The organism is Paracholeplasma brassicae (assembly GCF_000967915.1).
GTDB classification, from domain to species: domain Bacteria; phylum Bacillota_I; class Bacilli_A; order Acholeplasmatales; family UBA5453; genus Paracholeplasma; species Paracholeplasma brassicae.
The window spans coordinates 578,544-603,986 of record NC_022549.1 but is presented as its reverse complement, the minus strand read 5'-3'; the positions used below and the strand labels follow the sequence as shown (position 1 = coordinate 603,986).

At 32.1% G+C, this 25,443-nt stretch carries 18 protein-coding genes and 1 tRNA gene; 1 reads left to right on the top strand and 18 read right to left on the bottom strand.

The features are described 5' to 3' along the window. Window positions 1-172 precede the first annotated feature (172 nt). The 14 genes from BN853_RS02710 to BN853_RS02645 all read right to left on the bottom strand — a co-directional run bounded on the left by BN853_RS02710 (window position 173) and on the right by BN853_RS02645 (window position 21,541). Complete coding sequence (locus tag BN853_RS02710; RefSeq protein ID WP_030004410.1) at window positions 173-439, bottom strand: hypothetical protein; 267 nt, start codon at window positions 437-439, stop codon at window positions 173-175. 118 nt (window positions 440-557) lie between these two features. Next, on the bottom strand, window positions 558-1,055 hold the full coding sequence (locus tag BN853_RS02705) for an IS66 family transposase (protein ID WP_030004409.1): 498 nt from the start codon (window positions 1,053-1,055) through the stop codon (window positions 558-560). 132 nt (window positions 1,056-1,187) lie between these two features. Then, complete coding sequence (locus BN853_RS02700) at window positions 1,188-6,314, bottom strand: DEAD/DEAH box helicase (RefSeq protein WP_030004408.1); 5,127 nt, start codon at window positions 6,312-6,314, stop codon at window positions 1,188-1,190. 1 nt (window position 6,315) lies between these two features. Continuing rightward, on the bottom strand, window positions 6,316-7,341 hold the full coding sequence (locus BN853_RS02695) for a hypothetical protein (protein WP_030004407.1): 1,026 nt from the start codon (window positions 7,339-7,341) through the stop codon (window positions 6,316-6,318). Next, on the bottom strand, window positions 7,334-8,884 hold the full coding sequence (locus tag BN853_RS02690) for a hypothetical protein (RefSeq protein ID WP_030004406.1): 1,551 nt from the start codon (window positions 8,882-8,884) through the stop codon (window positions 7,334-7,336). Before BN853_RS02690 ends, BN853_RS02695 begins: the two co-directional genes overlap by 8 nt. 3 nt (window positions 8,885-8,887) lie before the next feature. Beyond that, a complete protein-coding gene (locus BN853_RS02685) occupies window positions 8,888-10,390 on the bottom strand; it encodes a hypothetical protein (RefSeq protein ID WP_030004405.1) in 1,503 nt (500 codons plus the stop codon). A 353-nt stretch (window positions 10,391-10,743) separates the two neighbouring features. After that, the gene (locus BN853_RS02680) at window positions 10,744-13,737 is read right to left on the bottom strand and encodes a type I restriction endonuclease subunit R (protein WP_030004404.1); all 2,994 of its coding nucleotides are present in this window, start codon (window positions 13,735-13,737) and stop codon (window positions 10,744-10,746) included. A gap of 4 nt (window positions 13,738-13,741) precedes the next feature. Next, window positions 13,742-14,164, bottom strand: coding sequence for a hypothetical protein (locus BN853_RS02675; RefSeq protein ID WP_030004403.1), 423 nt, complete (start codon window positions 14,162-14,164; stop codon window positions 13,742-13,744). Continuing rightward, on the bottom strand, window positions 14,165-15,439 hold the full coding sequence (locus BN853_RS02670; protein WP_030004402.1) for a restriction endonuclease subunit S: 1,275 nt from the start codon (window positions 15,437-15,439) through the stop codon (window positions 14,165-14,167). It abuts the gene before it with no gap. Further along, window positions 15,432-17,213, bottom strand: coding sequence for a type I restriction-modification system subunit M (locus tag BN853_RS02665; protein ID WP_030004401.1), 1,782 nt, complete (start codon window positions 17,211-17,213; stop codon window positions 15,432-15,434). Before BN853_RS02665 ends, BN853_RS02670 begins: the two co-directional genes overlap by 8 nt. Before the next feature lie 142 nt (window positions 17,214-17,355). Then, window positions 17,356-17,877 carry a hypothetical protein gene (locus BN853_RS02660; RefSeq protein ID WP_030004400.1) on the bottom strand — a complete coding sequence of 174 codons (522 nt, stop codon included), beginning with the start codon at window positions 17,875-17,877 and terminating at the stop codon, window positions 17,356-17,358. Beyond that, entirely contained in the window at window positions 17,877-19,556 is a 1,680-nt protein-coding gene (locus tag BN853_RS02655) for an N-6 DNA methylase (protein WP_030004399.1), read from the bottom strand. Before BN853_RS02655 ends, BN853_RS02660 begins: the two co-directional genes overlap by 1 nt. 170 nt (window positions 19,557-19,726) lie before the next feature. Continuing rightward, window positions 19,727-19,812 (bottom strand) — tRNA-Leu (locus tag BN853_RS02650). Between the two features lie 49 nt (window positions 19,813-19,861). After that, window positions 19,862-21,541 (bottom strand): DAK2 domain-containing protein, encoded by a 1,680-nt coding sequence (locus BN853_RS02645; protein ID WP_030004398.1) that lies wholly within the window; start codon window positions 21,539-21,541, stop codon window positions 19,862-19,864. 341 nt (window positions 21,542-21,882) lie between these two features. Between BN853_RS02645 and rpmB the strand changes: the two genes are divergently transcribed. Further along, window positions 21,883-22,071, top strand: a complete 189-nt coding sequence (gene rpmB, locus BN853_RS02640; protein ID WP_030004397.1) for a 50S ribosomal protein L28 — start codon at window positions 21,883-21,885, stop codon at window positions 22,069-22,071. A gap of 28 nt (window positions 22,072-22,099) precedes the next feature. Here rpmB and BN853_RS02635 read toward each other — a convergent pair whose 3' ends face one another. From BN853_RS02635 to rlmN, 4 genes are read right to left on the bottom strand one after another with little or no spacing between them, the layout of a single operon-like run. Next, on the bottom strand, window positions 22,100-22,699 hold the full coding sequence (locus tag BN853_RS02635) for a thiamine diphosphokinase (RefSeq protein WP_030004396.1): 600 nt from the start codon (window positions 22,697-22,699) through the stop codon (window positions 22,100-22,102). Next, window positions 22,699-23,331 (bottom strand): ribulose-phosphate 3-epimerase, encoded by a 633-nt coding sequence (rpe, locus tag BN853_RS02630; protein ID WP_030004395.1) that lies wholly within the window; start codon window positions 23,329-23,331, stop codon window positions 22,699-22,701. Before rpe ends, BN853_RS02635 begins: the two co-directional genes overlap by 1 nt. Beyond that, entirely contained in the window at window positions 23,331-24,278 is a 948-nt protein-coding gene (gene rsgA / locus BN853_RS02625; protein WP_030004394.1) for a ribosome small subunit-dependent GTPase A, read from the bottom strand. Before rsgA ends, rpe begins: the two co-directional genes overlap by 1 nt. Before the next feature lie 15 nt (window positions 24,279-24,293). Beyond that, window positions 24,294-25,313 carry a dual-specificity RNA methyltransferase RlmN gene (rlmN, locus tag BN853_RS02620; protein WP_030004393.1) on the bottom strand — a complete coding sequence of 340 codons (1,020 nt, stop codon included), beginning with the start codon at window positions 25,311-25,313 and terminating at the stop codon, window positions 24,294-24,296. Between the last annotated feature and the right edge of the window lie 130 nt (window positions 25,314-25,443).

Below are 25,443 nucleotides of genomic sequence, written 5' to 3'. Positions count from 1 at the left end.
CTTTATTACATTATAATTCTATTATACTATTATATTTTTTTAGAAACAAGAATTATTAATAAAATCTAAAAATAATTTTTTTATTAGACTGTTTTAGACTATTTTATACTCTTATATGCGTTTTTTATTGCTATTAGATTTCTTAATCAATTTCTACTTATACACATTTGGTTTATACTTCAAAACCATTCTTCAATTTAAATGTTATCGTTTCATCTCTATGTACCATGCCACTCTCAACCATCTTTGTAAAGAACGAATTATTACATTCCGACATTTTATCTTTGGCATGTTTTAAATTAGATAGAAACTCTTTCATGATATAAACCCGAGCTTTTTTGTCATCTCTTTTATTGATGAGTTCCTCATTCTTATTTTCTAGCTCGTCATATCTTATTGTTAGTTCACTGTATCTTCTATCATATTCTTCTAAGCTCATATTGGTCTTTGCGTTATCACTGATTAAATTATTAACAAGTTCAGTAGCTACGGTTATTTGTGAGCGTTTAAAATAGCACGTCTCATATAAAGTAAAAACCTCTAGGGCCGAATTTCGGCTATCTAGAGGTTTCTTTCATTTTAAATTGTGTCTTGATGTTGTCATCCCATGGGAGCAAATGCGCCATTATCTTAAATTTATCGTCTAATTTGACTGGGTCTTGATAGTCACTTTCAAAGATCTGAATCTTATAAAGGTTTTCAAATAGGTACGCCAAGTACTTATTTGTGTCTAGTCCGTTTGTTTTTGCTGTTTGAATGATGCTCATATACATGCTTGATGCTTCTGCACCTTTTTCAGTATTAGAGAATAAGAAGTTCTTTCGGTTAATCACGAAAGGCTTAATACCTCGCTCATCTAAATTATTATCGATTGGGATATGACCGTCACTTAAATAAGTCATTAGTTCGACTTTGTTTTTTAAACTACAGCTAACCGCCTTACCAGTCACCGAAACAGAAACACCATGTTTGATTGAAATTGATTTAACGCTTAATCCACTTAGTCGTTCTTTTATTATCTTATTTTTGAATGTTTGATCGTATGCTTTTGCCATATCAAATACCGCCTTATCTTTTTATAGATATTGTAGTATTTGTCAAACGTCATTGGAAGAACGGGTTATTTTAAACGCTCACAAAAATTCTCAAAAATGTTTCCAATACATCAAAAATAACTTTGCATTTGTTTAATTACATATCTGTTCAATTAAAGTAGGAAGTTCCTGAATTATCTCAAAATCAGTGATTTCATTACCGGTTTTCCTTTGGAGTGCTCTAATTATCTCATATTTTTTTGCATTTATAATCACATTATTATTGTAAATCTCACACATAGCTTTAAATTCATTTTGCATGATATTCACTAATGGTTTAGATAAGACCAATGTTTCTTCTTGTGTAAATTTACTAGGCACTTTCGCTTCAGTCATCCAATACAATAGATCAAAAGCTAGTTGTTTATTAAATAGATATTGTACTCTTTGATTCCAATAATTGCAAATATCTCTATCGTCATTGTTACCTAAGATGTCAAATGTGTTTGTAATTATCTCATCTAAATATGATTCTATTTGAGATGAGTATCCAGCTCCACTTGATAGGCTATCATAGAAGTATATATCAATGATTTTTAATTTCCCATTTGTTCTAATTCTTGAACCTATGGTTAAGTCATTATATGAAATATCTAAAATTCTACTTGTTGCAAGTTTCATAGCTTCACACAATGTTACCGAGGCAGATTTTAATATTACATTTCTATCACTGATTTTCTCTTTATCAAGCTCAATCTGCATGAAAAACATATCAGTTCTAAAACGAGTTCCTAAGTAAATCCCCTCTTCAACATTTTTATGATTACAACTTACTCTATTTCCTTTACTAGTAAACGGTGCACCTATACCATTCTCTTTTAATGTTTTTGTCCCTCTTGGTTGTGCTGCACCACAATCTCTACACACATCAAATCCATTTTCTTCTATACCTTTGTTCATAATAATGATTTCTTCATTTTTTCTATTAGATACCGAAAGTTTTGAGTAATTAGTTCTTCTTAGGTCACCAGAAGGCGTCGCAGAGTAACATGGTTCATCAGAATATGAAAACTCCGTTTCCGCTTCACTTTCAGGAATATCTCTTGCATTCAATGGAGCAAATCCCCATGGAATTAGCATTTTCTTTTCCGATTCAAGCCGTAAACTCTCACCACAAAATGGGCATTTTCCGTTATGAGGTTTTTCTTTGCTAAACCATCCGCATATCGGATTTAGACAGACATGTATCGTTTTATAATAACCATTTTCCTCTCTAAAGTATGGTTCAGCAGGTTTTAAAAAGTTTATAGTGCCCTTAAGTCTTGAGGGAGTATATATTCCTGCTGATTTGTATGTCTTTTTATCAACGACAATTGTTCTACCTGGTGCATATTCGCTTAATGCAACATCAATACCTCTTTGAGGGGCAAGTTTTATATGCCCTTCACTATCTTCGATGTTGAATTCGATGACATCCAATGGAAATGAGTATGTAGGTAATATTCCTGTTTCAAACAAGGCATCAAATATCTTTCTACTATCTTCTATTTGGCTTGAAACAAAATTATCCAAATCATTGGCAAGTTTTATCTTAAAGACTTCAATGCTATGATTAATAAAGTATTCATTAACTTCAACCTCGCTAAATTGAATCTCCTTAACATATTTAATAAAATCGTCAAAGATTTCTTTAAATTTCTCCATTGTTATGTCATATAAAGAATAAGATGTGCTGTCAAAAAATCTTGAGAATAACACAAGATTAAAATGACGATATATAATTTTATCATTTTTAACATCGATCCAAGGTTTTCTTAGTTTACCCCTGATGATTTTATCTGGTGAATTAAAATAAAATGTGTCATGTGGCCCACCTTGTGCATAGACAGAAATTGTTGAAATTGACGAACCACGTCTACCTGCTCGACCAGCCCTTTGCTGATAATTCTCTCTAAGTGGAGGTACATTTCTTAATCCTATCGCCGTAAGTGAACCGATATCAATACCAACTTCCATCGTTGTTGTACAGCTCAAAATATCAATTGGGGTTTTAGATGGTCTTTCCACATTAACGTCTTGAAACCTCATTTCATAATCTTCTGTTTTTGCCCATGTTGTAACCTTTTGATCTTTAAATGATAATTGAGCGGTATGTTCTTCCGTATTAAGTGATTTTATATTATCGTTGCTAATAACTGGCTTTCTCCAATAGTCTATTTTTCGAATGTCCTGCGGATATTCCTCATAAATTATTGAATCACCACAAATAGAACAACTATTCCCTATACTAAATGGATGAATACTTCCACATTTACTACATTTAAACCATTTATTGTCATTTTTATATGTCAAAATCACTTTAACAAACTCTAAATTTAAAAAATAGTTCTCATTTTCTTTTCTGTAAAATTCTTTAACAATTGATTCATATATTTTCTCATATTCGTTCGGATACTCATTTTTGATATATGAATTCATATAAGAATCATAACGGTTGAATCCATATCTATTACCCTTAATATATTTTACTTCTTTTCTTACACTTTCTGATACTGTGTTATCGAAGCAAAACGAGTCGGTAAAAGTTTGAGTGACAAAGGCCAAGAATATTTTAATGAATTTAAGATCGGTTAACGTACTTATATCTAAATCAAAAAGAATATCCTGCAGTTTTTCTTCAACTGGTGCTATATATCCTAGTCCAAGATTTGAGAAACTCACCGTAGGACTACAAAACAACTCTATTAAATACGCCTGATACATTTCACAAGGGGTGTTCAATTCACTATGTAATCTACTATAGTTTATTTCCTTGCCCATCTTTTTATATCTTTCTATAATACTTAGAAATCTAGCTTTATCTACTTCGAATTTATCAAGTTCTTTTCCATAGAAAAATCTAAGTTTATTCTCAACACATACTTCTACGAATGCTGGATACAAATAATTTAATGGGAATTCATTCTTTTGATTATTATCATATATTTTTTTCATTGCCAAGAATATAGCTCTTCTAAATGAATCAGTATCTGCTACCTTTGTCATGTCCCTTGCAAGTATTGCCGCAGATTGTCGTGAGTCAGAAAACAGTAATACCTTCTTTCCTCCATTAGGTGTAAACTCACTGGGTGTTTTTGTCATCGGCTGAGTGTCAAATTGTGCTTTTGTAATACTATAAAATGGTATATTTCCTTTTACTCTAAAATCTGATAGACCAATAAAATTAAATCGTTTCCCGCAATGTGGACAGCTTTTAAAAATAGTATTGTTCTCTTCAAAATCATTACTTTTTAAAACTTTTATACAAGTTTCTTCATTCATCAAAAAAGAATACAATTTACCCGTAATAAAATCAAAATAAGCTAATTCAGTGTTTTTTGGTCTCTTGCTAATATCGTAATCTTTAGGAATTATATACAATGGAAACTCGATAATTACGTTGTTCTCATCAATGCCTTTTTTGTTCCAACACATTATTTGTGAATCATTAACAGCGTTCTTATGAATAAATGTTCTAATAAATAGCGAGCCACATCTTCTATCATTCACTAATTCATAGACCTTTGAATAACATTTAATACACTGACTATAATTAGTAGTGTACAAATTTCCTATATTAATTCCATCACCTTTGTGTTTACAATCACAGTTTGGATTTAAACATGCATAAATTCCGTTAAGACCTCGAAAAAATAGATGGATTCTAGCTGGGAATAAAACATTGCCATTAATGTCTTTTGCAAGGGGGGCTAACAACAGTAGATTGTCAAATGCTCTACTTCCTTTTTCTGTTGATGATCCTACTGTTTTTATTAGTAATTCATCATATGAAGTTGCGATACCTCTACAGTTTTCTATCAAATTATTAAAAGGTTCATATTTTGTTATGTTATCGTAAAGCCATATCCTATGATCATTGTAAACATTCTCTTTAAAAACATTGTTGGCAAAAATAGAAATATTTTTTTCAATGGTTACTTCATCCAATATAGTGTCATCTAAATCTAAATTTGCCAAAGTGTTTAAATCAAATGGAACTTTATCGTTAACTTTAATAACTTCTTTATTACCAAACAAGTATACAAAACTACCAGATTTACAACCTGATAAGTCTTCAGAGAAAGCATGAATGTATTTTTTGTCCTCTTCATCCTCATTTGGCATACTTGCACTAGTCATAATAAACTGAACCTTTTCATGTGTTATACCAAGCTTGGAAAATAATCTTCTAACAAGTAGTGCTACTTCACCACCACTTGCTCCTGAGTACATGTGTGCCTCATCAATAATGATTAATAACTTGTTTTCATCGTTCAGACTTAACCACTTTTTTGTATCATCCCAAATTTTATTCTCTACTTTCCTAATTAACATAAACTCTAGCATAGAATAGTTTGTAATCAATATATCAGGTGTTTGTTGTTGCATTTCATATCGTAAAATAAGTTCTGCATCGTCCGATGAATCATACTCTTCTAGTTTATTTGATTCTAATGCTTTAACAAGTTTTTCAATGTTCTTAGAAGGATACTTATTTATCTTTTTAAGGCCTTCTATATCCTTTCTTTGTTCTTCTATTTGAATGGCAGTTAAGTCTTTAGTAATCAAATAGCTTTCTCTATAAGAATTTGCAATATCTATGTTTATCTTCTTATCAACTCTATCACCAGGATAAGGTGTTCTCCCTGTGTACATACCAAACTGTGGCCTTCTTGAGATTGGTGAAAAACCTCTTAAGATATCCACGAATTTGTTATCCCTGTCACCTATTATAGATCGTAATCTTGTAATTTGATCTGTTACAAGTGCGTTCATAGGGTATAAAACGATTGTACGAACGCCTCTTTGTTCCCACGTGTTCTTTTTATGAATCGCCTCATAAACTAATTTGTAAATTATTGGCCACATAAAACACTCAGTTTTTCCAGAGCCTGTACCAGTCGCTACAAATAGGTTCTTTCCTTCTGCAAAACTTTCCAGAGCTTCTACTTGATGCTTAAAAGGTGTATCGAATACACCCAGTTTATTGTCAATTAAAGATATAAGAAAATTTTTAGTGTTACTATCTATGTTAGCATTTCGTATTCCGTCTTTTACTTTGACATAAGATTGATTTGATTCTATAAACGGCTTTCGAAATAGAATTCCTTCTTTCCTCAATAATTCATCGGATGCACTTAACAATAATTGATTATCCCCAAAGTATTGACTCGTAATGTACTCTGTAAGACGATTTACCATTGTGTCATGTGTCTTCTTAATGCCCAGATTGTTTGACATATTATTCCTCCACTACAATTTCAATTGATAATCTAGATAATAATACTATTATGCTTTTAAGCATTGATATATCAGTTATATATTCAAAAATGTTTAAACAATTATTTAATGGCCAAGCCATACATTTGAGAATACTTTCTTCTAAAGCTGGTAAAATAAAGCCATTAAACTTGATTATTACAGCTTCATTATTCACAATTCTTATGTTGCATCTAGCTTTTCTACTATTAATCGAGCATATACCAAGTATTATTCTCCACACTTCGTGTTTAAAAGTGAATTCCGTTGATTGCTTTGTATATAATGTCGGTAACGAAGCAGCATAAATAATATCGTTTGAGTGTTTAATAATTTTATAATCTAATCCGTCATCAACTCTTACAATTGAATACATAGCTTTATAAGCAATCCTGCTCGAGTAATACTCCCATTTATTCTTATTTGTATTGTATATTTCGATTTTTCCTACATTATCTTCAAACGCATTGTATTGAAGCAAAGTTATTAATCTTTCAGTATAAATATGTGCTTCTTCATTCACTAAGAGATAATCGGATAAAGACGTATCACTCTCTGAGCATTTACCCCATAAACCTAATCCTCTAATTCTAACATTTGAATCTATATCAATGAATAGACATTTGTTAGAAATTGCTACTCTAGCCGTTTTGCTCTGCTTTTTAAAGCTATACGCCCCTGAGTTAACATACCCCACTCTTTGATAAGTTTCTTCTATCATATTGATCAACGCTCTATCATCAGTAAAATATTGCTCAAGCCCAGCATCAACCTTCTTATACGATAATAGAACATCCATTGCCGTGATTGTCACATGCGATTTTGACACTTTACTAGTATCATCCTCTTCAAAATCTCTATCAGAAAACAAACTCATAACCCATCTTCCAATTGCAGAGTAAACCAATCTATTTTTATAAGATAAATCATCTTCTTTTTCATATTTTGAAATTCTTAAGTCATCAGATATAGTTTTATATAGTCTGTCGAGCCTAAATGAACTACTCATTGAAAGTAGCCTCACATTTTGCTCTAATACTGTGTGTTGTTAATTTATCAACTAGTTCACTTTTTTCTACACTATTATGAATGGATAAAAAAGGAATGATAGAAAATGCAAAAACACCATAAAAGTTTTCATTCATCAATGTTTTATTTTTTAGATTTAATCCTATTTCATCTAGTGACTTTACATAGTCACTTACAATTGTTGATTTCCTTTGGTTTTTATCGAATTGGTACAGATAATTATAATCAATTTTACCTTCTTGAATGTTGGCAAAATAAAAATTGTATCTGTCGAGTATTTCGTTTGCCATAAACAACACTTCTTTTTCATAGGTAATCTCGAATATATATTTCTCATTGACAGGTCTACTCATGATGTAATCAAGAATATATTCTGAATCAGTTACATTTATTTTATTCTTAATTAAAATGACTTTATTCCCCTGTATTGAAGGCAAAGCCTCTATAAAATCAATCAACTTATCCGTAGATGCGTCTATGTTTAGGGTAATAATATGATAATTGCCTCCTGACATGATTGAAGAAATGATACTGGTTAAAAATCTTGAATTTCTCGATGAGCATATGATTGGTTTCTTCGAGTAGACTATCTCAATTAAATACTCCCTAAATACATCAAAAATATCCCCTTTTACTAAGTTTTCAATTACATCACCAATATTATCAGTTAGAAAATCATCCATTGTTTCATAATTGTCATTCCGAACATAAATATGTGTAAACTCTTTCGGGGTTTGATTCTTTAATTGATTTAGCTCCTCATTAAGTTCATTTATTCTTTCATTCATTAATCTAATCAAGTCGATATTTGCTAGATTATCTACTGTGCTATTAATGTATTCTTGAGTCCGATTTTCTAATTCAGATAACTTGGACTGAAATGTAACATTTCTAGTGAAATGGTTATCGTTTTCGTCGAAATTTTTTTTAATGTTATTGATGCTACTCATATTTCTCTCAACATTTTTGGATAGTTCGCTAATCTGCTTATTAATATCTTGAATGTGGTCTGATATCATTTTTTTTGTCATATCCTGAACTGCTTCAATTAGATGATTTTTGTCTTCAAGTACTTGTCTCAATTTTCTATCAAGGATTTTTTCAATTAATACTAAAACTTTATAATCATGAATTATTTTACTCTGTGTATCTAAACTTATATTTTCCAACTTAAAATAAATTGGTAGAAATTTATCACTAAATGCTCTTTTCACAGCAATCGAACTAGCAACTGAATCCGGATATCCTTCATCAATCATCTTTTTTATGTCTAGTTCTAAATCATCCTTGTAACTGCTATAAAAATTCGTGTAATACTTAATTATAAAATTATTTTTTTCTTTTCTTATCAAGTTGAATGATGTACTAGATAGCTTTGCAATAGGTGCCTTAGATGGTCTAAATCCCTTTATCTTTTGAGCAAACTTGTTGTTGTGGACGTATAAGTCTCTATGAATGTTTTCTGGTATACCTTCTTCTAAAAAAAGTTTTAAGTCGTCATCACTTAGGTCTAATATATTCATGTGTTACCCCTCTTCTAAAAGCATCTCAAATGCCTTTATCTTAATAGTCCCAACTCTTTTACAATGTTCGAGATACTCTAGAATAATATTATTTTTTGAATATTTATCTTTTAGTTTTTCATAAAACCTTGTATCGAATCTTACAAATTGTTTTGAGTATCTTATTGCATCTAAAAGTTTGTTATCATCTTCATTTGTCCTATTTTTGATACCCATCACTCTATCTAATTGATTGTTAAAGAGCAGCAGTGTGCTTTTCATGTATAATTTATCATTTCGATTGAATATTCCTATGAACAACTCTCTCTTTAAATGAAATATTTTGTCGAATGTATCCAATTCTAGATTATCTAGATAATCGGTTTCAGTTGTAAAAGTATTTTTAGCATCTCTTTTTGATTTATCAAGACTAACATAATAATAATTATAGCTCGAGTAAAAATCTTTAATCATAAAGAATGGATTAATTTTTGTGTATTTTTGTAGATTATATTCTTGTAATTCTAACGTTTTATTTTCATTTTCGAACGAAACGAACATTTTTTTCTTGTTTTTGGGATAGAAACGATAATTGCCAACGGATTTTAGTGGTGGCCATAGTATAACTGCATCGTTTTTCTCTGTCAGAATACATTTTCGATTGTAACAAAAATCTCTTGATTCATTGTTCGCATTATTAAACACTATATCAAATGGATAATAGTTGAACTTGTTATCTCTTTTCACATTTAGTCTTTTAATCTCAATATTGCCGTTCCTGTTATTTTTCAAATGAAAATTTGGGTTGCTTGAAAAGATTATATAGTGTCTTCCGGTGTAAACTTTCCCACTGATTCTTTTACACACTAATGAACCTATATTTTTCAGATCTATCTCTTTCTCGTTTGATAGAGGTACATACTTTTGAATTATAAGATTTGAATATAACTGCTCATTCGGACGAAAGCCTTCCATATCATATAAAATATTGTTTCCAGAACCATTTCCATCAATCCTTATTCCAACCGTACTTGATAGCCTTGTAAGGGGTATTTTTTTAATATCTCCAGGGTTCAAATGCCCGTTATCAATTGGGGTTTTAATAGTATTATTTCCATCAATTATAGTGATTAAAGTTTGATTTCTTTCATTATCTTTGATTTCTTTCTGATCGAGTGGTGGTATTGTAATTACGCTTTTCCAACTACCATTCTTATAAAGAAGTTCGTAGTTAAAAGAAATGTCTTCTTCTTTTAACAATCTCTTTCGAAACAATCCTTCAAATGTTTTCGATTCTTTTCCTTCTGTATATAAAGAACAAGAAATGTGCTTCTTTTCCGATGGCGAATGTTTAAAATATGGAACATTATAATCGCCTTTGCAATATATCAAAAAATCCCCACATTCGATACATTTAATCGCATTAATGCTTCTTCGGTGAGGATACTTTCTTAAATACTTTTCATATTCATAAACATCCATATGCTTTTTCTCAATTGTATGATGAGCTATTGGTATACTTGCCATGACTATCTTCCATTCTTTAATAATTAATAAAATACAGAAACCATTGAATTTATCTTAATTATATCATCTAATTAGATTATACTAAAATTTAAATTAGTAATATTTGATATTCACATTTCGTCTTATTCTTCATTAATGATATCAACTGCTTCTTGATACTTTATAGTCAATTAAAATAAACTGTGGTTACTATAATCTATTTTGAAGAGCTTATTTTAGTATAAGAAAGATTTATACTCTTCGTGCCTAATGCTCGATAATAACAACAAGTAGCCTTTCTCATAACTACAATATAAATTTATAAACTTATATAAAAAGCTATTGATTCTTTACAGAATTAATCGCCGTTACTACTACTTTCTTAATTTCTTGTACAATTCTTTAGCCATTGCATCCATTACTCTTTCGTAAAAGGATGTGTCTGTAAATAATTTTTCAAATGACTCGTGATTTTCTGTAAATAATCTTAAGGCTATATCCTTGAATTTATCAGGGAATAAACTCTTAATGAACATTTCTGGATTATTTTCTTTGGCATATTGAGCATATTTTTTAACTTCTGGATCATTCATAAACATCTCAAAAATACCAGAAATAATGACTTTATCACTATCAGTGAATTGTCCCATATATTGCTCATTAACCTTATCAATGATACTTTGAAGAGTGTCTTTAGATTTAGGTTTTCTTTTTGCATCTACTGATTGCTCAGGTTTTAAATCAACTGATGTTTTTTCTAGTTCTATGCTTCCTTTATATGTCTCTTTAAGTTTGGCAAACTCTAGATTAATCTTGTCATCAATACTAATTTTTTCTGCAGTATCTTTAGGTAATAGATTGATTAGATAAGAAATGAACATAAACTCTTTAAATAGTTCTTTATCATTAATTCTTACGATTTGGGTGATATATGAATAGGCATGATTGAATTTTCTTAATAGATCCCTATATTCATATTTTTGCTTCTCATCCAACTCAAGATACTGATCTGTGACAGGTTTTAGTATACTTGTTACACGACCAAGTGCTTTATCGTCTTGTTTCTTTGCTGCATCTATTTTGATTTTGGCAAAAAGATCCACATCTTGATCGTTATATAGCATATAACTGTGTATCTTAGTTCTTAAATCATAGACACGATTATAATCTGTTTGGCCATCTAAATAGGTTGTTTCAAAGAATGGTTGGAATGACTTTTTCATGTCTTCATGCGTGTTTACAAAATCCATGACAAAAGTGTCTACTTTACCTGGATATACGCGATTCAATCTAGAAAGCGTTTGAACAGCATTCACACCATGAAGTTTTTTATCAACATACATGGAATGTAGTAACGGTTCATCAAATCCTGTTTGATATTTATTTGCAACCACTAAAATATTGAATTTATCACTTCTAAATGCTTTTCTAAGTTTCTTATCTGAGTTAATTAAATGGCCGTCACTATCGATATTCATCTCAGCTTCTCTATATGATTTACCATCTAGCTTAACCTCTCCAGAAAACGCAACTAAAACACCAATCTTTGAAGTTATCTCTGGATTGTTTCTTATGTATTCTTGAATAGCCTGATAGTATCTGACTGCATTTGGTCTAGAATCTGCAATTACCATAGCCTTTGCCTTACCATCAATTCTAAATTGACCATTATTTAAGAAGTTATCCATTATAAGTTCGGTTTTCTTGTGAATGGTAAACCCATGTTCTTTATAATAGCGAACTAAGACTCTCTTAGCTTGTCCTTCTATGACCTCAGGATTATCCCTTGTGGTTCTAACTATCTTAAATTGATCTTGAAGGGTTGTATAGTATTTGAGTACATCTAAAATAAATCCTTCTTCAATGGCTTGTCTCATCGAGTAGACATGAAATGGTTCATATTTGCCAGTGGATGGATTTCTTCTGCCAAAAAGTTCAATTGTCTTATTTTTAGGCGTTGCAGTGAATGCAAAGAAAGATTGATTACTGTGTTGTCCTTGGGCTAATACTTCTGCAACAAGTTCATCCGTATCGTCAACTTCATCTTCTTCAATACCTTCCATCTCTGCATACTCTTTAATTGCAACTTTCTTATCAATCAGTGCTCTTCTTAAGGTCTTAGCACTTGCACCAGTTTGACCTTGATGCGCTTCATCCACGATAATCGCAAACTTTCTACCTTCCATTTCATCGAAATCTTTATAGGCAAACAAGAATTTTTGAATGGTACAAATAATAATACGTTTCTTATCGTTAATTGCTTCCGTAAGGCCTCTTGAACGCTTTTTATCATCAATTGCTTCAACTAATCCGGCTCTATGTTCAAAGCCGTTAATCGTATCTTGTAGTTGTGAATCAAGTACTACACGGTCAGTAACAATGATAACTGAATCAAATATTGGTTTATCATCTATATCATGGACAGATGCCAATCTATATGCAATCCAAGCGATAGAATTTGATTTACCAGAACCTGCACTATGCTCAATTAAATACTTTTGACCAACACCATTATCTTTAACATCCGCTAATACTTTCTTAACGACATCATACTGATGATATCTAGGAAATATAATTTTTTTAGAATCCTTAGGGTTAGAAATAAAACGATGAAGTATATCTATAATAGAGGCTTTTGACAATATATCTTCCCAAAGATATGATGTGGTATAACCATAAGGGTTTTGCGGATTACCAGCGCCACCACTGACACCAGAACCATTAGATCCTTGATTGAAAGGTAAGAAATGTGTATCAGTACCTTTAAGTTCTGTCGTCATCCATGTTTCATATAGGTCTACAGCAAAATAAACCAATATTCTATGATTGAATCTGAATATCAGTTCTTTTGGATCACGATTGTAACGCCATTGATGCATGGCATTTCGATAATCTTGTCCCTTTAGTTGGTTTTTCAGCTCGATTGCAATAAAAGGAATACCATTAATGGATAGGACCATATCAATCGTATTGTTATTGAAAGGTGAATATGCAAATTGTCTTGTTACACCTAATATGTTACCTTCATAACGTTCAACTAAAGTTGGATTCAACTCTGATTCAGGTTTAAAGAAACAGATAAAAAGGTCTATCCCCATATCTTTTATGCCATTTCTTAATACATGAAGAAGCCCGTGATGACTAATAGAATCTTCTAGTCTACGATATAGTTTATTAGGTGCTTCATCACCATAATATTTTTCATATCGTTCCCATGATTTACTTTGAGTCTTTTTGATAAACTCTACAAGGATATCTAGATAAATACCTTTTGATACATCATAGCCTTGCATAGACAGTTTTCTATACTCATGATTGATCAAATGAGACTCTATATCCTCTTCAAACCTTTTTTCATTATCTTTCATAGATTCACCCCTTTAAAGTGTTTCTTTTCTTTACTAAAAATACTATTGTGAAAATCGTAATGATAGTTATCCCTAAAATACTCCAAGAAATTATGATGATATGTTCTTGTAAAAACATAATGAGTGCACTCAATGCAAATCCAATCATCGTTGAAACTACAAAATAAGCATATTTCATTACATCTGAATTAAATAGTCTAATTGCACTAAATATAATACCGACCAAAGCATAAGATAGAATGAAAGTCAGTGATTTAACAATGATTTCAATTGATGGAGATAATCCAAAATCAGTTAAACTTAATTGAAATATCCATAGAGTCAGTTTAATGAATTCACTAGTCAAATCTAGTAGGACCGAGAATACTCCAGTAGCAATAAGTATCAATAATATAATTCCTCCAATAATTGATTTAGCATCTCTCATTTATGATACTTCTTTCTTACCTGTTACGTATTCATAGATGAGAGATTTTTTGAATTCCTCAAGATTTAGTAGTTTTTTTGCTTTTAACTCGATTAATTGGTCAATCTTTTGACATTTTTCATCTAAATAACTAATTATTTTCTCTTGCTCATCGGAATTAGTCGTATAAATAACTTTCATGTTGTTGAAATTAGATAAGGTTAACTGGTTAATTGTCGCTGTTAAATATGTCCCAAGATAGTAGTTAAATATAAAGCTATCTAGGATATACTTAATGTACTTCGGATTTGCTTTTGAAACTCTAAACACCATCATAAAGGCACCAAATGAACATAGTCCAACATTTTCGATGATTGCATTTTTTCCTATTAAATCTCTGCTACCATTTCTTGAACAAATAAGAATATCACCGTTTTTTAGCATTAAGTCTTCTTTAATCTGCATTTTAAGATAAACATTATCATCAAAGATTAATTTCCCATCCCTAACATTGGACGATCTCAAAACTAGAATTCCTTCACCATCATCGACCATATCACTCGGATTGTACGTTAAGCCATTACGAGATTCGCCTAAATATTTCATTTTAATAATTCCCCAATCTTTTGGAATCTTATCAATAATTTCAATTCCACTATCCTTAAATTCAACATTTGGATCTAATCCTTTAGTAACAACCTCACTAATTAGTGATTGCTTATATTCTTTAAGTTTTTCGATTTGTTGCTGTTGATTATTGATAAGTTGATCTATCTTATTAGTTTTATTATCTAAGAAAAGTGCTATTTCTTTTTGAGTATTTATAGGTGGAACAGGCGTATATATAGCCTTAAATGCTTGACCAGTTACTGAGTATCTGATGTTTTTCGAATAAATCATATAGTATCTATTAGTAAAAACATACTGAAACCAATAATCAGCATATTCATTACATATTAATGAAGTCGAATCATAAGCATTATATGCTGAAGTAATCATCCCGTCAAACTTAGAAATACCTGAAAAAACTGCCGATAAATCCAGGTCAAATAAGCAAAAAATCAACTGATTTTTATTGATGGATAAATATTTTTCATATGATTCAGGCACCTTGCCACCAGAACTATTAATATCTTTTTCTTTTACACCAGTAGTTGTTAGAGATAATAATTGATACTTAGAAAAGTCTTTTCCAACACTATTCTTGTTTTCGATGAAAAGATATCGATTAGGTATTATTCGCCATGATTTAGGAAGGTTTTCAATATATGGGATTTCGATATTTAGTTTATTCATCCCCAAACAACTCCTTCATAAGTAGTGTTTCTTCTTCTTCAAGTTGTTTGATTTCAGCGAATATATCTGAAGATGCCTTTGGTGGAATAAACTTATAAAACAGTCTTGTAAATGGTATTTCATATCCGACTTTATCTTTGCTTCGATCCATCCAAGCTGATGAATTAAAAGGTAATACATTATCTTTAAAGAAAGCTTCAATATTTTCTTGTAATGGTACCAATTCAGTATCACGTTTCTTAGAGTCTGCTTGAAGTTTTCCTTTTTTAAGAATTGGTTTACCATTTTCATCTGTAATTGGTGATTCAACAGTTACTTTTGTGTACCCAAAGAAATCATTATCAAAGATTTTCGATTCAACAACTAAGTCATTTTCTTCATATTTTACTTCTTTGAAATCTAAATAGGCTTTAGTAATTAAGTCAATTGATGTATCATCTAGGTCAACACGCTTCTTACCAATGTTTTTTCTTCTTTTCACATAGCAATTAGACGCATCAATGAGTTGAATTTTTCCTAATCGTTCTTTATTTTTATTTTTAGAAACTATCCAAATATATGTTGATATACCAGTATTGTAGAAAAGGTCAGTTGGTAATTGAATAATTGCTTCTAACAAATCACTTTCAATTAAGTATTTTCTAATTTCACTCGGACCACTACCAGCATCTCCAGTAAAGAGTGAAGACCCGTTTTGAATGATTGCCATTCTACCAGAACCTTCTTTTAATTTCTTTACACCATTAAGTAGGAAGAGCATTTGTCCATCACTAATTGCAGGCAAGCCTGGTCCAAATCTACCCTCATATCCAAGCTTTGAATATTCTTGTTTAACTTCTTTTTCTTCTTTTTTCCAGTCAATACCAAATGGAGGATTTGAAATTATGTAATCAAACTCATAGTTAGAAAATTGGTCATCATTCAATGTATCACCAAACTTCATATTTTGAGCATTTCCACCTTTGATTAGCATGTCAGCTTTTGCGATTGCATATGTTTCTGGGTTAAATTCTTGACCAAATAGAGATAACTTTGAATCCGGGTTGATTTCTATCATTTTTTCATCTAAGCACCCTAACATTTGGGATGTACCCATGGCCATATCATATGCGGTTTTAACGACACCATTTTGTTTAATGTATTCTTTTTCATTTGCGACTAATAGCTCAGCCATTAAATATATGATGTCTCTTGAAGTAAAGTGTGCTCCTGCTTGTTCATCATAGGATTCAGAGAACTTACGGATAAGTTCTTCAAAAATATAGCCCATGTCCATGGAGGTGATTTTATCCGGATGCATATCAGCTTTCTTAGAATTAAACTCCTGTATAACAACATAAAGGACATTCCCTTTATGCATCGTTTCTAGGACTTGTTCAAATTTAAAGTTGGAAATAATATCTTTTACATTATCCGAAAATCCTTTTAAGTATGTATCAAAATTAGATGCGATGTTATCTGGATCAGCTAAAAGGTTTGCAAATGTAAATGGACTAACATTATAAAAATCATATCCCGTAGTTTTGCATAATAATCCATCTCTAATGGTATCAATTGTTTTTTGTTCATTTAATTTCTTATTGAGTGATAAAACTTCCTGTTTCGTTTCTTTTAAAGCGTCATCGAATCTTTTTAGTACCGTCATCGGTAAGATAACCTTACCGTACTCATGTGGCTTAAACAATCCAACAAGATGATTAGCGATTGCCCATATTAGATTTGCTTTTTCTTGAATATTTGTTGTAGTTAATTTACCTATCTCTGCAGTTGTCATATTATCTCTTCTTTCTTATTTCATTAGCAATACAATAATCTTTCTTCATATTAAAAAAATTATAACATATTTTAGCAACTTTTACCTTTAATTGTTTATTAAACAATATCATTCTTCTATTTTTATAAAACCTATTGATAGTCTAATATTCATTTAATGCATCAAAATAACGTGTTGATGTTATGGCTTTTTCGAAGTTTGTTTTAGTAATTTTTAATTTGTTATTTGCTTCTAAAAGTTGTACACGTGGATACTCTGCTGGATTACTTTTTATTGTCGCTATAAGACTAGAATTATCACCCATGCCTGTTTGACTATGCGGAACAGGTCCTATTAGTAAGTCTGAATACTTTGTTGAAAACCTAAGTGTATCAACAGGGTATCTCTTGAGTTCTGAATAGTCATTAATAAACTCGACATTGTTTAGGTTAATACCTAGTCTATTTAATACCCCTTGGAAGTCTTTTTTCTTTCCAGCTAATGATCCGAATACTAGGATTTTCATTAGTCTTGTGTTTACAGAAATGCTTGTTTCCTCAAATACAATGCCATATCGTTCTAAAATCTCTTCAATTAATCCATCTTCATTAGCACGGTCAACTTCACTCGTGATTTTTCTAATAATTTTTTGTTTTATCTCGGATAACTGCTTTGCATTATACACTAAGATAGTACCTCCTCAATTTCTTCATAATAGAAGTTTTTGAGTTCGTCTTCTATCTTTAGAATTTCTGCCTTAAGTGCCATTAAAGAAGATAGTTTTCTATTATATTTTTTAGATATATTATATTGAACATCAAGTTGAGGTAGTGGGATAATTATATTCGAAAGTTCTGTAGCGTTAATTGTAATTATCGATATACCTTTTTGAATACTCTTTAATAATAATTGTCCTTGATCTGATTCTAAGAAAACCTTAAGAAATGTTGGATTTAATTTACTCTTCTCAACACGAACAATAATCATACCACCAGTTACAATAATTTTATCCTTTGGTTCAAAATCGATGACTGCTATTTTAACCTTCGATGATTTGCTTGTCATAATGACATCATCATATTCCAATGCAAATTTATCTAACTTACCATCTTTATTATCGATGTTTTGCAGATTTGATTCATCAATGAGTCCATCTTGTATATCACTCGATGTGAGAAGTTTATAACCGGTTTTTTTATCAGTCAATACTTCTTGAAAGTTTCTGACTGTATATTGAGAGCCTGTAAAAACATGTGCAACTTCACTCAATTTAACACCATTTTTTGGTGAATCTATTGTTAATAGTGCTGTCGAAGGAATCCAGTTAGATAAATCAGTTAAATCTGAAACATCTTTTTTAGCTACATCTTTTCCATAATAGAAATCTATAATTTGTTTCACATCTACTTTAATAGTTTCATTAAACTTTCTTTTTGATGAGAACATACTCGCATCAAATAGACGAACATTCTTATTATTTTTACTAAAGATAAGTAAGAATAACTTGATCGATGTATTATCGACAATTCCTTGTGGTAACTCAATGATACCTTCAAGCATGCCACTCTTTAGTATTTCGTCCCTATAATCTCTATCAACTGCACTAAATAACGTACGACCAGTAACAAGTGCTACCGCTCTAGCATCGTCACCTTTTAAATTATTCAATAATTTATCTATAAATATCCATTCAACAGAGTTTCGAGTCGATAGAACAATGTTTTTGAAAATAGAAATATAGTTTAGATCATTACCCATCAACTTCATACCTAAAGGTGGATAGACAAACCCTTTATTATAAGTTAGTTCGTATTTATCGGTTAGGATATTAGCATAGTTAATCTTGCTTTTTACCGAAGAATCAAAGGTGAATATTTCTAGTATCATCTTAGAAAGTGCATGTTGATTATAGTTAATCTCCACACCATATAAAGCAGACAACTCAATTGAACGTTCCTGAGCTAATTTCAATGTACCAATTAAAAAACTACCTAATCCACTACCTAAATCAAAAAGTGAATCACCATTCGATAGTTCAAGTAACTCCGAAGCTAAAGCCAACAGATTATCATTCGAATTATCCATAAATCTCTGTTTTATAAATAGAGAACTAGAAACGATTCCTTTTATTTCATTGAAACTTAAGTCCACAAACAGATTTTCTAAATCAAATTTTAGATCACTTGGTATTCGTTCCAATGATTCTCCAGCGATGTTAAGTAATTCTGTATCACTTCCTGGTATTAAATCATTTCTGTTGCAATAATCATATGCAAATGAAATAACAAATTCAACTGCCATTTCTTCAGGCACACGTCCTCTGACTTTGTTTGCAAATTCCCATACTAAATTTTTATTTTCCATAACTACCTCTCACTTTCATAATTTAAGTTTACACAAACGTAATTTAAATGTCAAGCACTTTTTTTAAGTTTGTTAAAACGTAATTATATATGGCGGTAGAAAACAAAAAAAAGATTCGATACCTTAGGCGATTAGTAAATCGCTTTTGTATCAAACCATTTCATTCAATATGGTGTGGACGATGAGACTTGAACTCACACAGCCTTTAAGCCACATGCCCCTCAAACATGCGCGTCTACCATTCCGCCACGCCCACATAAAAAGGGTATAAATTAATATACCCAAGGGTTTTAATTCTTTGTTTGTTATTCTACTGCAATGATGTAGGCATAAATGTCTTGCTTGCCGTTGATCATTTCAATTTCTAAATCTTCGTTTAATTCTTGAATGTAACCTTTAACTAACTTCGCTTCATTTTCAGAAACGTCTTTACCAAAGAATACAGTGACGATTTCTGAGTTTTCATCAATGGTTTTAGCTAGCAATTCTTTGATTGCTGAAATACGGTCTGGTAGGGAAACTAAGATGTTTTTACCTTGAATACCGATAAAATCGCCATTTTTAATCTTAACACCATTCATTTCAGTGTCTCTAACCGCATAAGTTAATTCAGCAGTCTTCATGTTTGAAATAATTTCACTCATTGATTCTAAGTTATCGTCTAATTCTCTGGTTGAATCAAAGACCATTAATGACGCATAACCTTGTCCGATGCTCTTTGTTTTTAAAACGCGAACGTTTGTGCCTTCACAAAGGTTAACGGTTTGTTCTGCGGATAAAATAACGTTTGAGTTGTTTGGTAAGATAATGACGTTTTCAGCATTAACCGCTTCAACGGCTTTTACGAACTCTTCGGTTGGTGGGTTCATTGTTTGTCCACCATCGATGATGTAATCAACGCCAAGCTCTTTAAATGCTTGTTTAATGCCATCACCAAAGCATACAGCAATCACGCCATACGTGGTTTTTTCTTTTTTAACAGGTTGAAAGTCTAGTTTCTCTTCTGCTTCATGATTGTGATCATGACCAAGTGATTGCACCACGCCTTCGTGTTGAATGCGCATGTTTTCAACTTTCATGGTTTGTAAATCCCCATATTTTTGCCCCAGTGTGATTGCCACACCTGGTTGGTTCGTGTGTACGTGTACTTTTACTAGTTCTTCATCTTGTACTAAGACAAGTGAATCCCCCATCGATAATAAGATGTTTCTTAGGTTGTCTTGATCAAAGTCTTCTTGGTTGTGCAGTTTGACAATGAACTCTGTACAATAACCAAATTGAATATCGACGTTTTCAATGTTTCTACCTTGGAAACCTTCTTCGTGATGATGTTCAACAACTTGTTCTTGTTCGAGCGCTAATAATTGACCTTGTGCGGCAAGTAACATGCCTTCAATAATCTTAATAAAGCCAGCCCCACCTGAATCGACAACACCTGCTTGTTTTAAGACAGGTAGTAAATCTGGTGTACGGTCTAAACTTACTTTTGCTTGTGTTAAATAGCATTGTAAAACATCCTCGATTGAACGAAGATTTTTTCTTTCTCTTAACACTTGTTCTGCTGCTTCTCTAACGACTGTTAGAATTGTTCCCTCAACTGGTGTCATTACCGCACGGTAAGCCATTTGATAGCCACCCACAAGTGCTGTGATGAATTCGTCTACGGTTGCAGAACCATTTTTAATTTTAGCAATTTCGCTATAGACCCCACGGAAGAACTGCGATAAGATAACACCACTGTTACCTCTTGCGCCCATAAGTAGGCCTCTTGATAGTATTTTTGATACATCTACGATGGATTTCGAATTTAAGTTGTTTACTTCTTTAATTCCCGCCATCATGGTCATTTGCATATTGGTTCCTGTATCCCCATCGGGTACTGGAAACACGTTTAAGTGATTGATTTCTTGATGATTATTCTTAAGGTTAATTGCGCCGTTTGTTACCATTTTTTTAAACAGTGATCCACTGAGTGTATTTGCCATTTCTAAGATCCTCCTAAATGATTTCAAAATGAGCATTAGATATTTAATTGTCGGTATAAGTTTAGATACTCAAGTTACTTGAGTTTAATGTTCACTAATCATGTTTTGTTATTGGCTTTTTATAGTATATCACGTGTGCAAGTCATTTGCAATAGGTGGATATACGACATTATTATATCATATTTTTCTAAAAAGCAAATATTATTCTTTCAATTGCGTTTCGAAGCTTTTGGTTTGAATCTCTCATTTTAATCTTTTTTACAAACTTTTATGACTTACTAGTTGCTTTTTAAAATTTATTATGTTATAGTTTTATATGCGTAAAGTAGAGGAGTGAAACTATGGCAAAATGTTATGTAACAGGTAAGAGTACGTCTTTTGGGAATTCTAGAAGCCACGCCTTAAATGCAAATCGTCGCACTTGGAAAGCTAACTTACAAAGCGTTCGTATCGTTGATGAAAACGGGAACGTGAAAAGAGTTAAGGTTTCTGCACGTGCACTTAAAAAAGGTACACTTACAAGAGCTTAAAAAAAATAAGGCCGAAGCCTTTTTTTTTTCATTTTTTTGACCTGATGACAATCACATGACCTTGTTTTACAGTTAAAGTTAATGTGTCTTCTATCTCGTTTGATAGCCCCAGCGGATCAGAGGTTTTCATCCGAAAGTCAGTTAAATTGTATTTACTACCAGAGGTACTGATTAAAGACTCATTTATCGAAAATATAGAAAAATAATCATACTCATCTTTTTCAAATGTGTATGTTCCCTCAGTAAATGACTGAATTTTATTACCTTCATCAATGATCGTTAATTTAGGGTAATGATGGAATAATAGGAGGTTCGCATATAGGTGATCAATTCTTGAGCCAAAGAGCCCACCTACCATCACGACGTCCTCGCTATTACTAAATGCGTATTCAAGCGCACTAAAGGCATCTGAAACGTCTTTTACGGGGTTTAGTTTAATCGTTGGTAGATTCTCAAGTAATTGAGGATTCTCAAGCGAATCAAAATCACCAATGGCCGCATCCACATGGATGTGGTTTTTTACTAAGTCTTTTAAGGCAGCGTCTACAGCAATGACAAACACGTTTTCAAATGCGATGAGTTGTTTTAAGTTTTGAGGTACTTTTGGACAAACCACAATAAAACGCATTATTTAATTCCTCTAATGGCTTCGTTTCTATCTTTTGCGTTAAAGACATAACTGCCTGCAACAGCGATATCAACGCCTGCTTCTTTGGCGAGTTTCGCGGTATTAAAATTGATGCCACCATCAATTTCAATGACGTAGTTGTAGTGATGCTCATCTCTAAGGCGAACCAATTCTCTGACTTTATCTAATTGATCTACCATAAAGGACTGTCCACCAAAACCAGGTTCTACTGACATAACTAAAACCAGTTCTAACTCACTTAAGTAAGGCTTTAATTCTTCAATTGACGTTTTTGGTTTTAAAGATAGCCCACGTTTTATCCCATAAGAGTGAATCAAATCAAGGGTTTCTTTGACTTTATTCGCCTCGACGTGAATGGTAATGAAGCTTGAATTGATGCCTGCAAAATCCTTGATGTAATCGATTGGATTTGAAATCATTAAGTGCGTGTCTAAAGGCACGTTTGTGATTCGTTTAAGGCCACTTAAAACGTGAGAACCAAACGAGATGTTTGGTACGAAGTGTCCATCCATGACGTCTAGATGAAGATAGTCACTTTCTTGTTCAATCGACTTGATTTCTTCTTCTAGCTTCAAGAAGTCCGCGGTTAAAATAGATGGTGCAATTTTCATTAGTATTTCTCCTTTTGTTGTTTGATTTCTTCGTAAAGTTTTTGATAGTTTTCATACCTTGAGTCTAACATAACCCCTGGTGTTTTAAAGTAACACCCAGGCTCATGAATGTGGTCACATTTATTTTTAAAACGACATAAATCGTTTTGTTGTCTAAATTCAATAAAGAATTCTTTTAAATCGGATTTATCGTAAAACTTGAGTTCGAGCTTTGAGAACCCTGGGGTATCGGCAACAAGTCCACCACCAAAAAGAAAGAGTTCAGAATGTCTTGTGGTGTGTTTACCTCTACCAAGGGCTTTTGAAATTTCTTGTGTTTTTAGTTCTAAGTTAGGCATTAACGCATTTAAAAACGTTGATTTGCCTGCGCCTGTTTGACCAGCTAAAACTGATACCTTATCTACAAACAAGTCCTCAAGGACATCAAAACCAATCTTTTGTTTGGAGTTGACGTAATGAATGGTGTAGCCTATTTTATTGTAGTAGGTAAGCTTTTCTTTGAGTAAATCAAGTTCTTCATTCGTCACCAAATCAATTTTAGTAACAATTAAAACAGGCGTGATTTTCGCCTGTTCAATTAACACTAAGAATTGATCTAATAACATAAAACTAAACGTTGGATTTTTCGCTGCGAAGATTAAGAGGACTTGATCAACGTTTGCGACATCCGGACGGTAAAGTTCGTTTTTTCGTTCAAAGATTTCTTGAATCGGATGGTTTTCATCCGTTTCATCGTAAGAGACAAAATCACCCACTTTGGGTGAGATTTGCATCGTTGTTTTTTCTAATTTCGTCTTTTTGGTTGTTTGTTTTAAAAAGGAACTATCCTCTGTCAATTTGACGTTTCGAAGTTTACCTGAAGGTCTTGCGACAATCACGTCATTAGAGTCTAAATCAATTAGCTCATAAAGCCCTCCGATGGATTTGATAATTCTAGCTTTTCTCAAATAAACAGTCCTCCATTATAAATTTTGACTTCTTAATTGCCCACAAGCCGCATTAATGTCATGGCCTTGTTCTTTTCTTAACGTACAGTTCATGTTGCCTTTTTTCAAGGTGTCATAAAATGCGTCCATGTCTTCTCTAGAAGAGCGTTTAAACGGTGCTTCTAACACTTCATTATAAGGAATTAAGTTCACATACACATTTAAGCCCTTTAAGAGTCTCAATAGCTCAAGTGCGTGTTCTTTTTGATCGTTTAAGTCTTTAATCATGATGTATTCAATTGTCACACGACGATTGGTCTTAGACATATAATAACGAATGGCCTCAATCACTTGTTCGATTGGGTAAGCCTTATTGATTGGCATGATTTGATTACGCACGTCATTATTCGGTGCGTGAAGGCTAATTGCTAAGTTGATTTGTAGTTGTTCATCGGCGTATTCTTTGATCTTAGGTACAATCCCACACGTCGATACCGTCATGTGCCTTGCCCCAATCTCTAAGCCTTTCGGGTGGTTAGCATTTCGTAAGAACGTCATTAGGTTCTCATAGTTATCAAATGGTTCACCAATGCCCATAACAACCACATAGCTAATGCGATTGCCAAAGCTTCGTTCGGTCTGAACGATTTGGCTCATGATTTCACCAGCTGTTAGGTTTCTTTTTTTCTTTAATACCCCTGAGGCACAGAACTTACAGCCCATGTTACAACCCACTTGTGAGGTCACACAAATGGAATATCCATAGTCATGATTCATTAAGACGGTTTCAATTAAGTTACCATCTTCTAGTGCATATAGGTATTTAATTGTCCCATCCACACTCTTGACTTCCATGACTTTTTCAAGTGTGTCAATCACATAGTTATTCTTTAATAATTCAATGACACTACCTGAAACGTTTTTCATGTCATCAAACGACGTCACTTTCTTTTTGTATATCCAGTCAAAGATTTGTTCAGCACGAAACTTTTTTTCGTTGTTTTTAACCATCAAATCTTGTAAATCTTCTAAACTTAAATCATAAATACTTTTCATTTTATCACCAAAGATATTATACACTAAAAAAAGAGCCATATAAAGCATTTAAAAAAAGATCAGCGATTACAGGCAAAAAGACTAAAAAAAAACGCACACAAAACCATGCTTTCAACTGGTGTTGTGTGCG

Excerpts from the sequence above, each read along its gene's own strand:
- BN853_RS02710 (WP_030004410.1), bottom strand. The coding sequence starts at position 439 with ATGAGCTTAGAAGAATATGATAGAAGATACAGTGAACTAACAATAAGA.
- BN853_RS02705 (WP_030004409.1), bottom strand. The coding sequence starts at position 1,055 with ATGGCAAAAGCATACGATCAAACATTCAAAAATAAGATAATAAAAGAA.
- BN853_RS02700 (WP_030004408.1), bottom strand. The coding sequence starts at position 6,314 with ATGTCAAACAATCTGGGCATTAAGAAGACACATGACACAATGGTAAAT.
- BN853_RS02695 (WP_030004407.1), bottom strand. The coding sequence starts at position 7,341 with ATGAGTAGTTCATTTAGGCTCGACAGACTATATAAAACTATATCTGAT.
- BN853_RS02690 (WP_030004406.1), bottom strand. The coding sequence starts at position 8,884 with ATGAATATATTAGACCTAAGTGATGACGACTTAAAACTTTTTTTAGAA.
- BN853_RS02685 (WP_030004405.1), bottom strand. The coding sequence starts at position 10,390 with ATGGCAAGTATACCAATAGCTCATCATACAATTGAGAAAAAGCATATG.
- BN853_RS02680 (WP_030004404.1), bottom strand. The coding sequence starts at position 13,737 with ATGAAAGATAATGAAAAAAGGTTTGAAGAGGATATAGAGTCTCATTTG.
- BN853_RS02675 (WP_030004403.1), bottom strand. The coding sequence starts at position 14,164 with ATGAGAGATGCTAAATCAATTATTGGAGGAATTATATTATTGATACTT.
- BN853_RS02670 (WP_030004402.1), bottom strand. The coding sequence starts at position 15,439 with ATGAATAAACTAAATATCGAAATCCCATATATTGAAAACCTTCCTAAA.
- BN853_RS02665 (WP_030004401.1), bottom strand. The coding sequence starts at position 17,213 with ATGACAACTGCAGAGATAGGTAAATTAACTACAACAAATATTCAAGAA.
- BN853_RS02655 (WP_030004399.1), bottom strand. The coding sequence starts at position 19,556 with ATGGAAAATAAAAATTTAGTATGGGAATTTGCAAACAAAGTCAGAGGA.
- BN853_RS02645 (WP_030004398.1), bottom strand. The coding sequence starts at position 21,541 with ATGGCAAATACACTCAGTGGATCACTGTTTAAAAAAATGGTAACAAAC.
- rpmB (WP_030004397.1), top strand. The coding sequence starts at position 21,883 with ATGGCAAAATGTTATGTAACAGGTAAGAGTACGTCTTTTGGGAATTCT.
- BN853_RS02635 (WP_030004396.1), bottom strand. The coding sequence starts at position 22,699 with ATGCGTTTTATTGTGGTTTGTCCAAAAGTACCTCAAAACTTAAAACAA.
- rpe (WP_030004395.1), bottom strand. The coding sequence starts at position 23,331 with ATGAAAATTGCACCATCTATTTTAACCGCGGACTTCTTGAAGCTAGAA.
- rlmN (WP_030004393.1), bottom strand. The coding sequence starts at position 25,313 with ATGAAAAGTATTTATGATTTAAGTTTAGAAGATTTACAAGATTTGATG.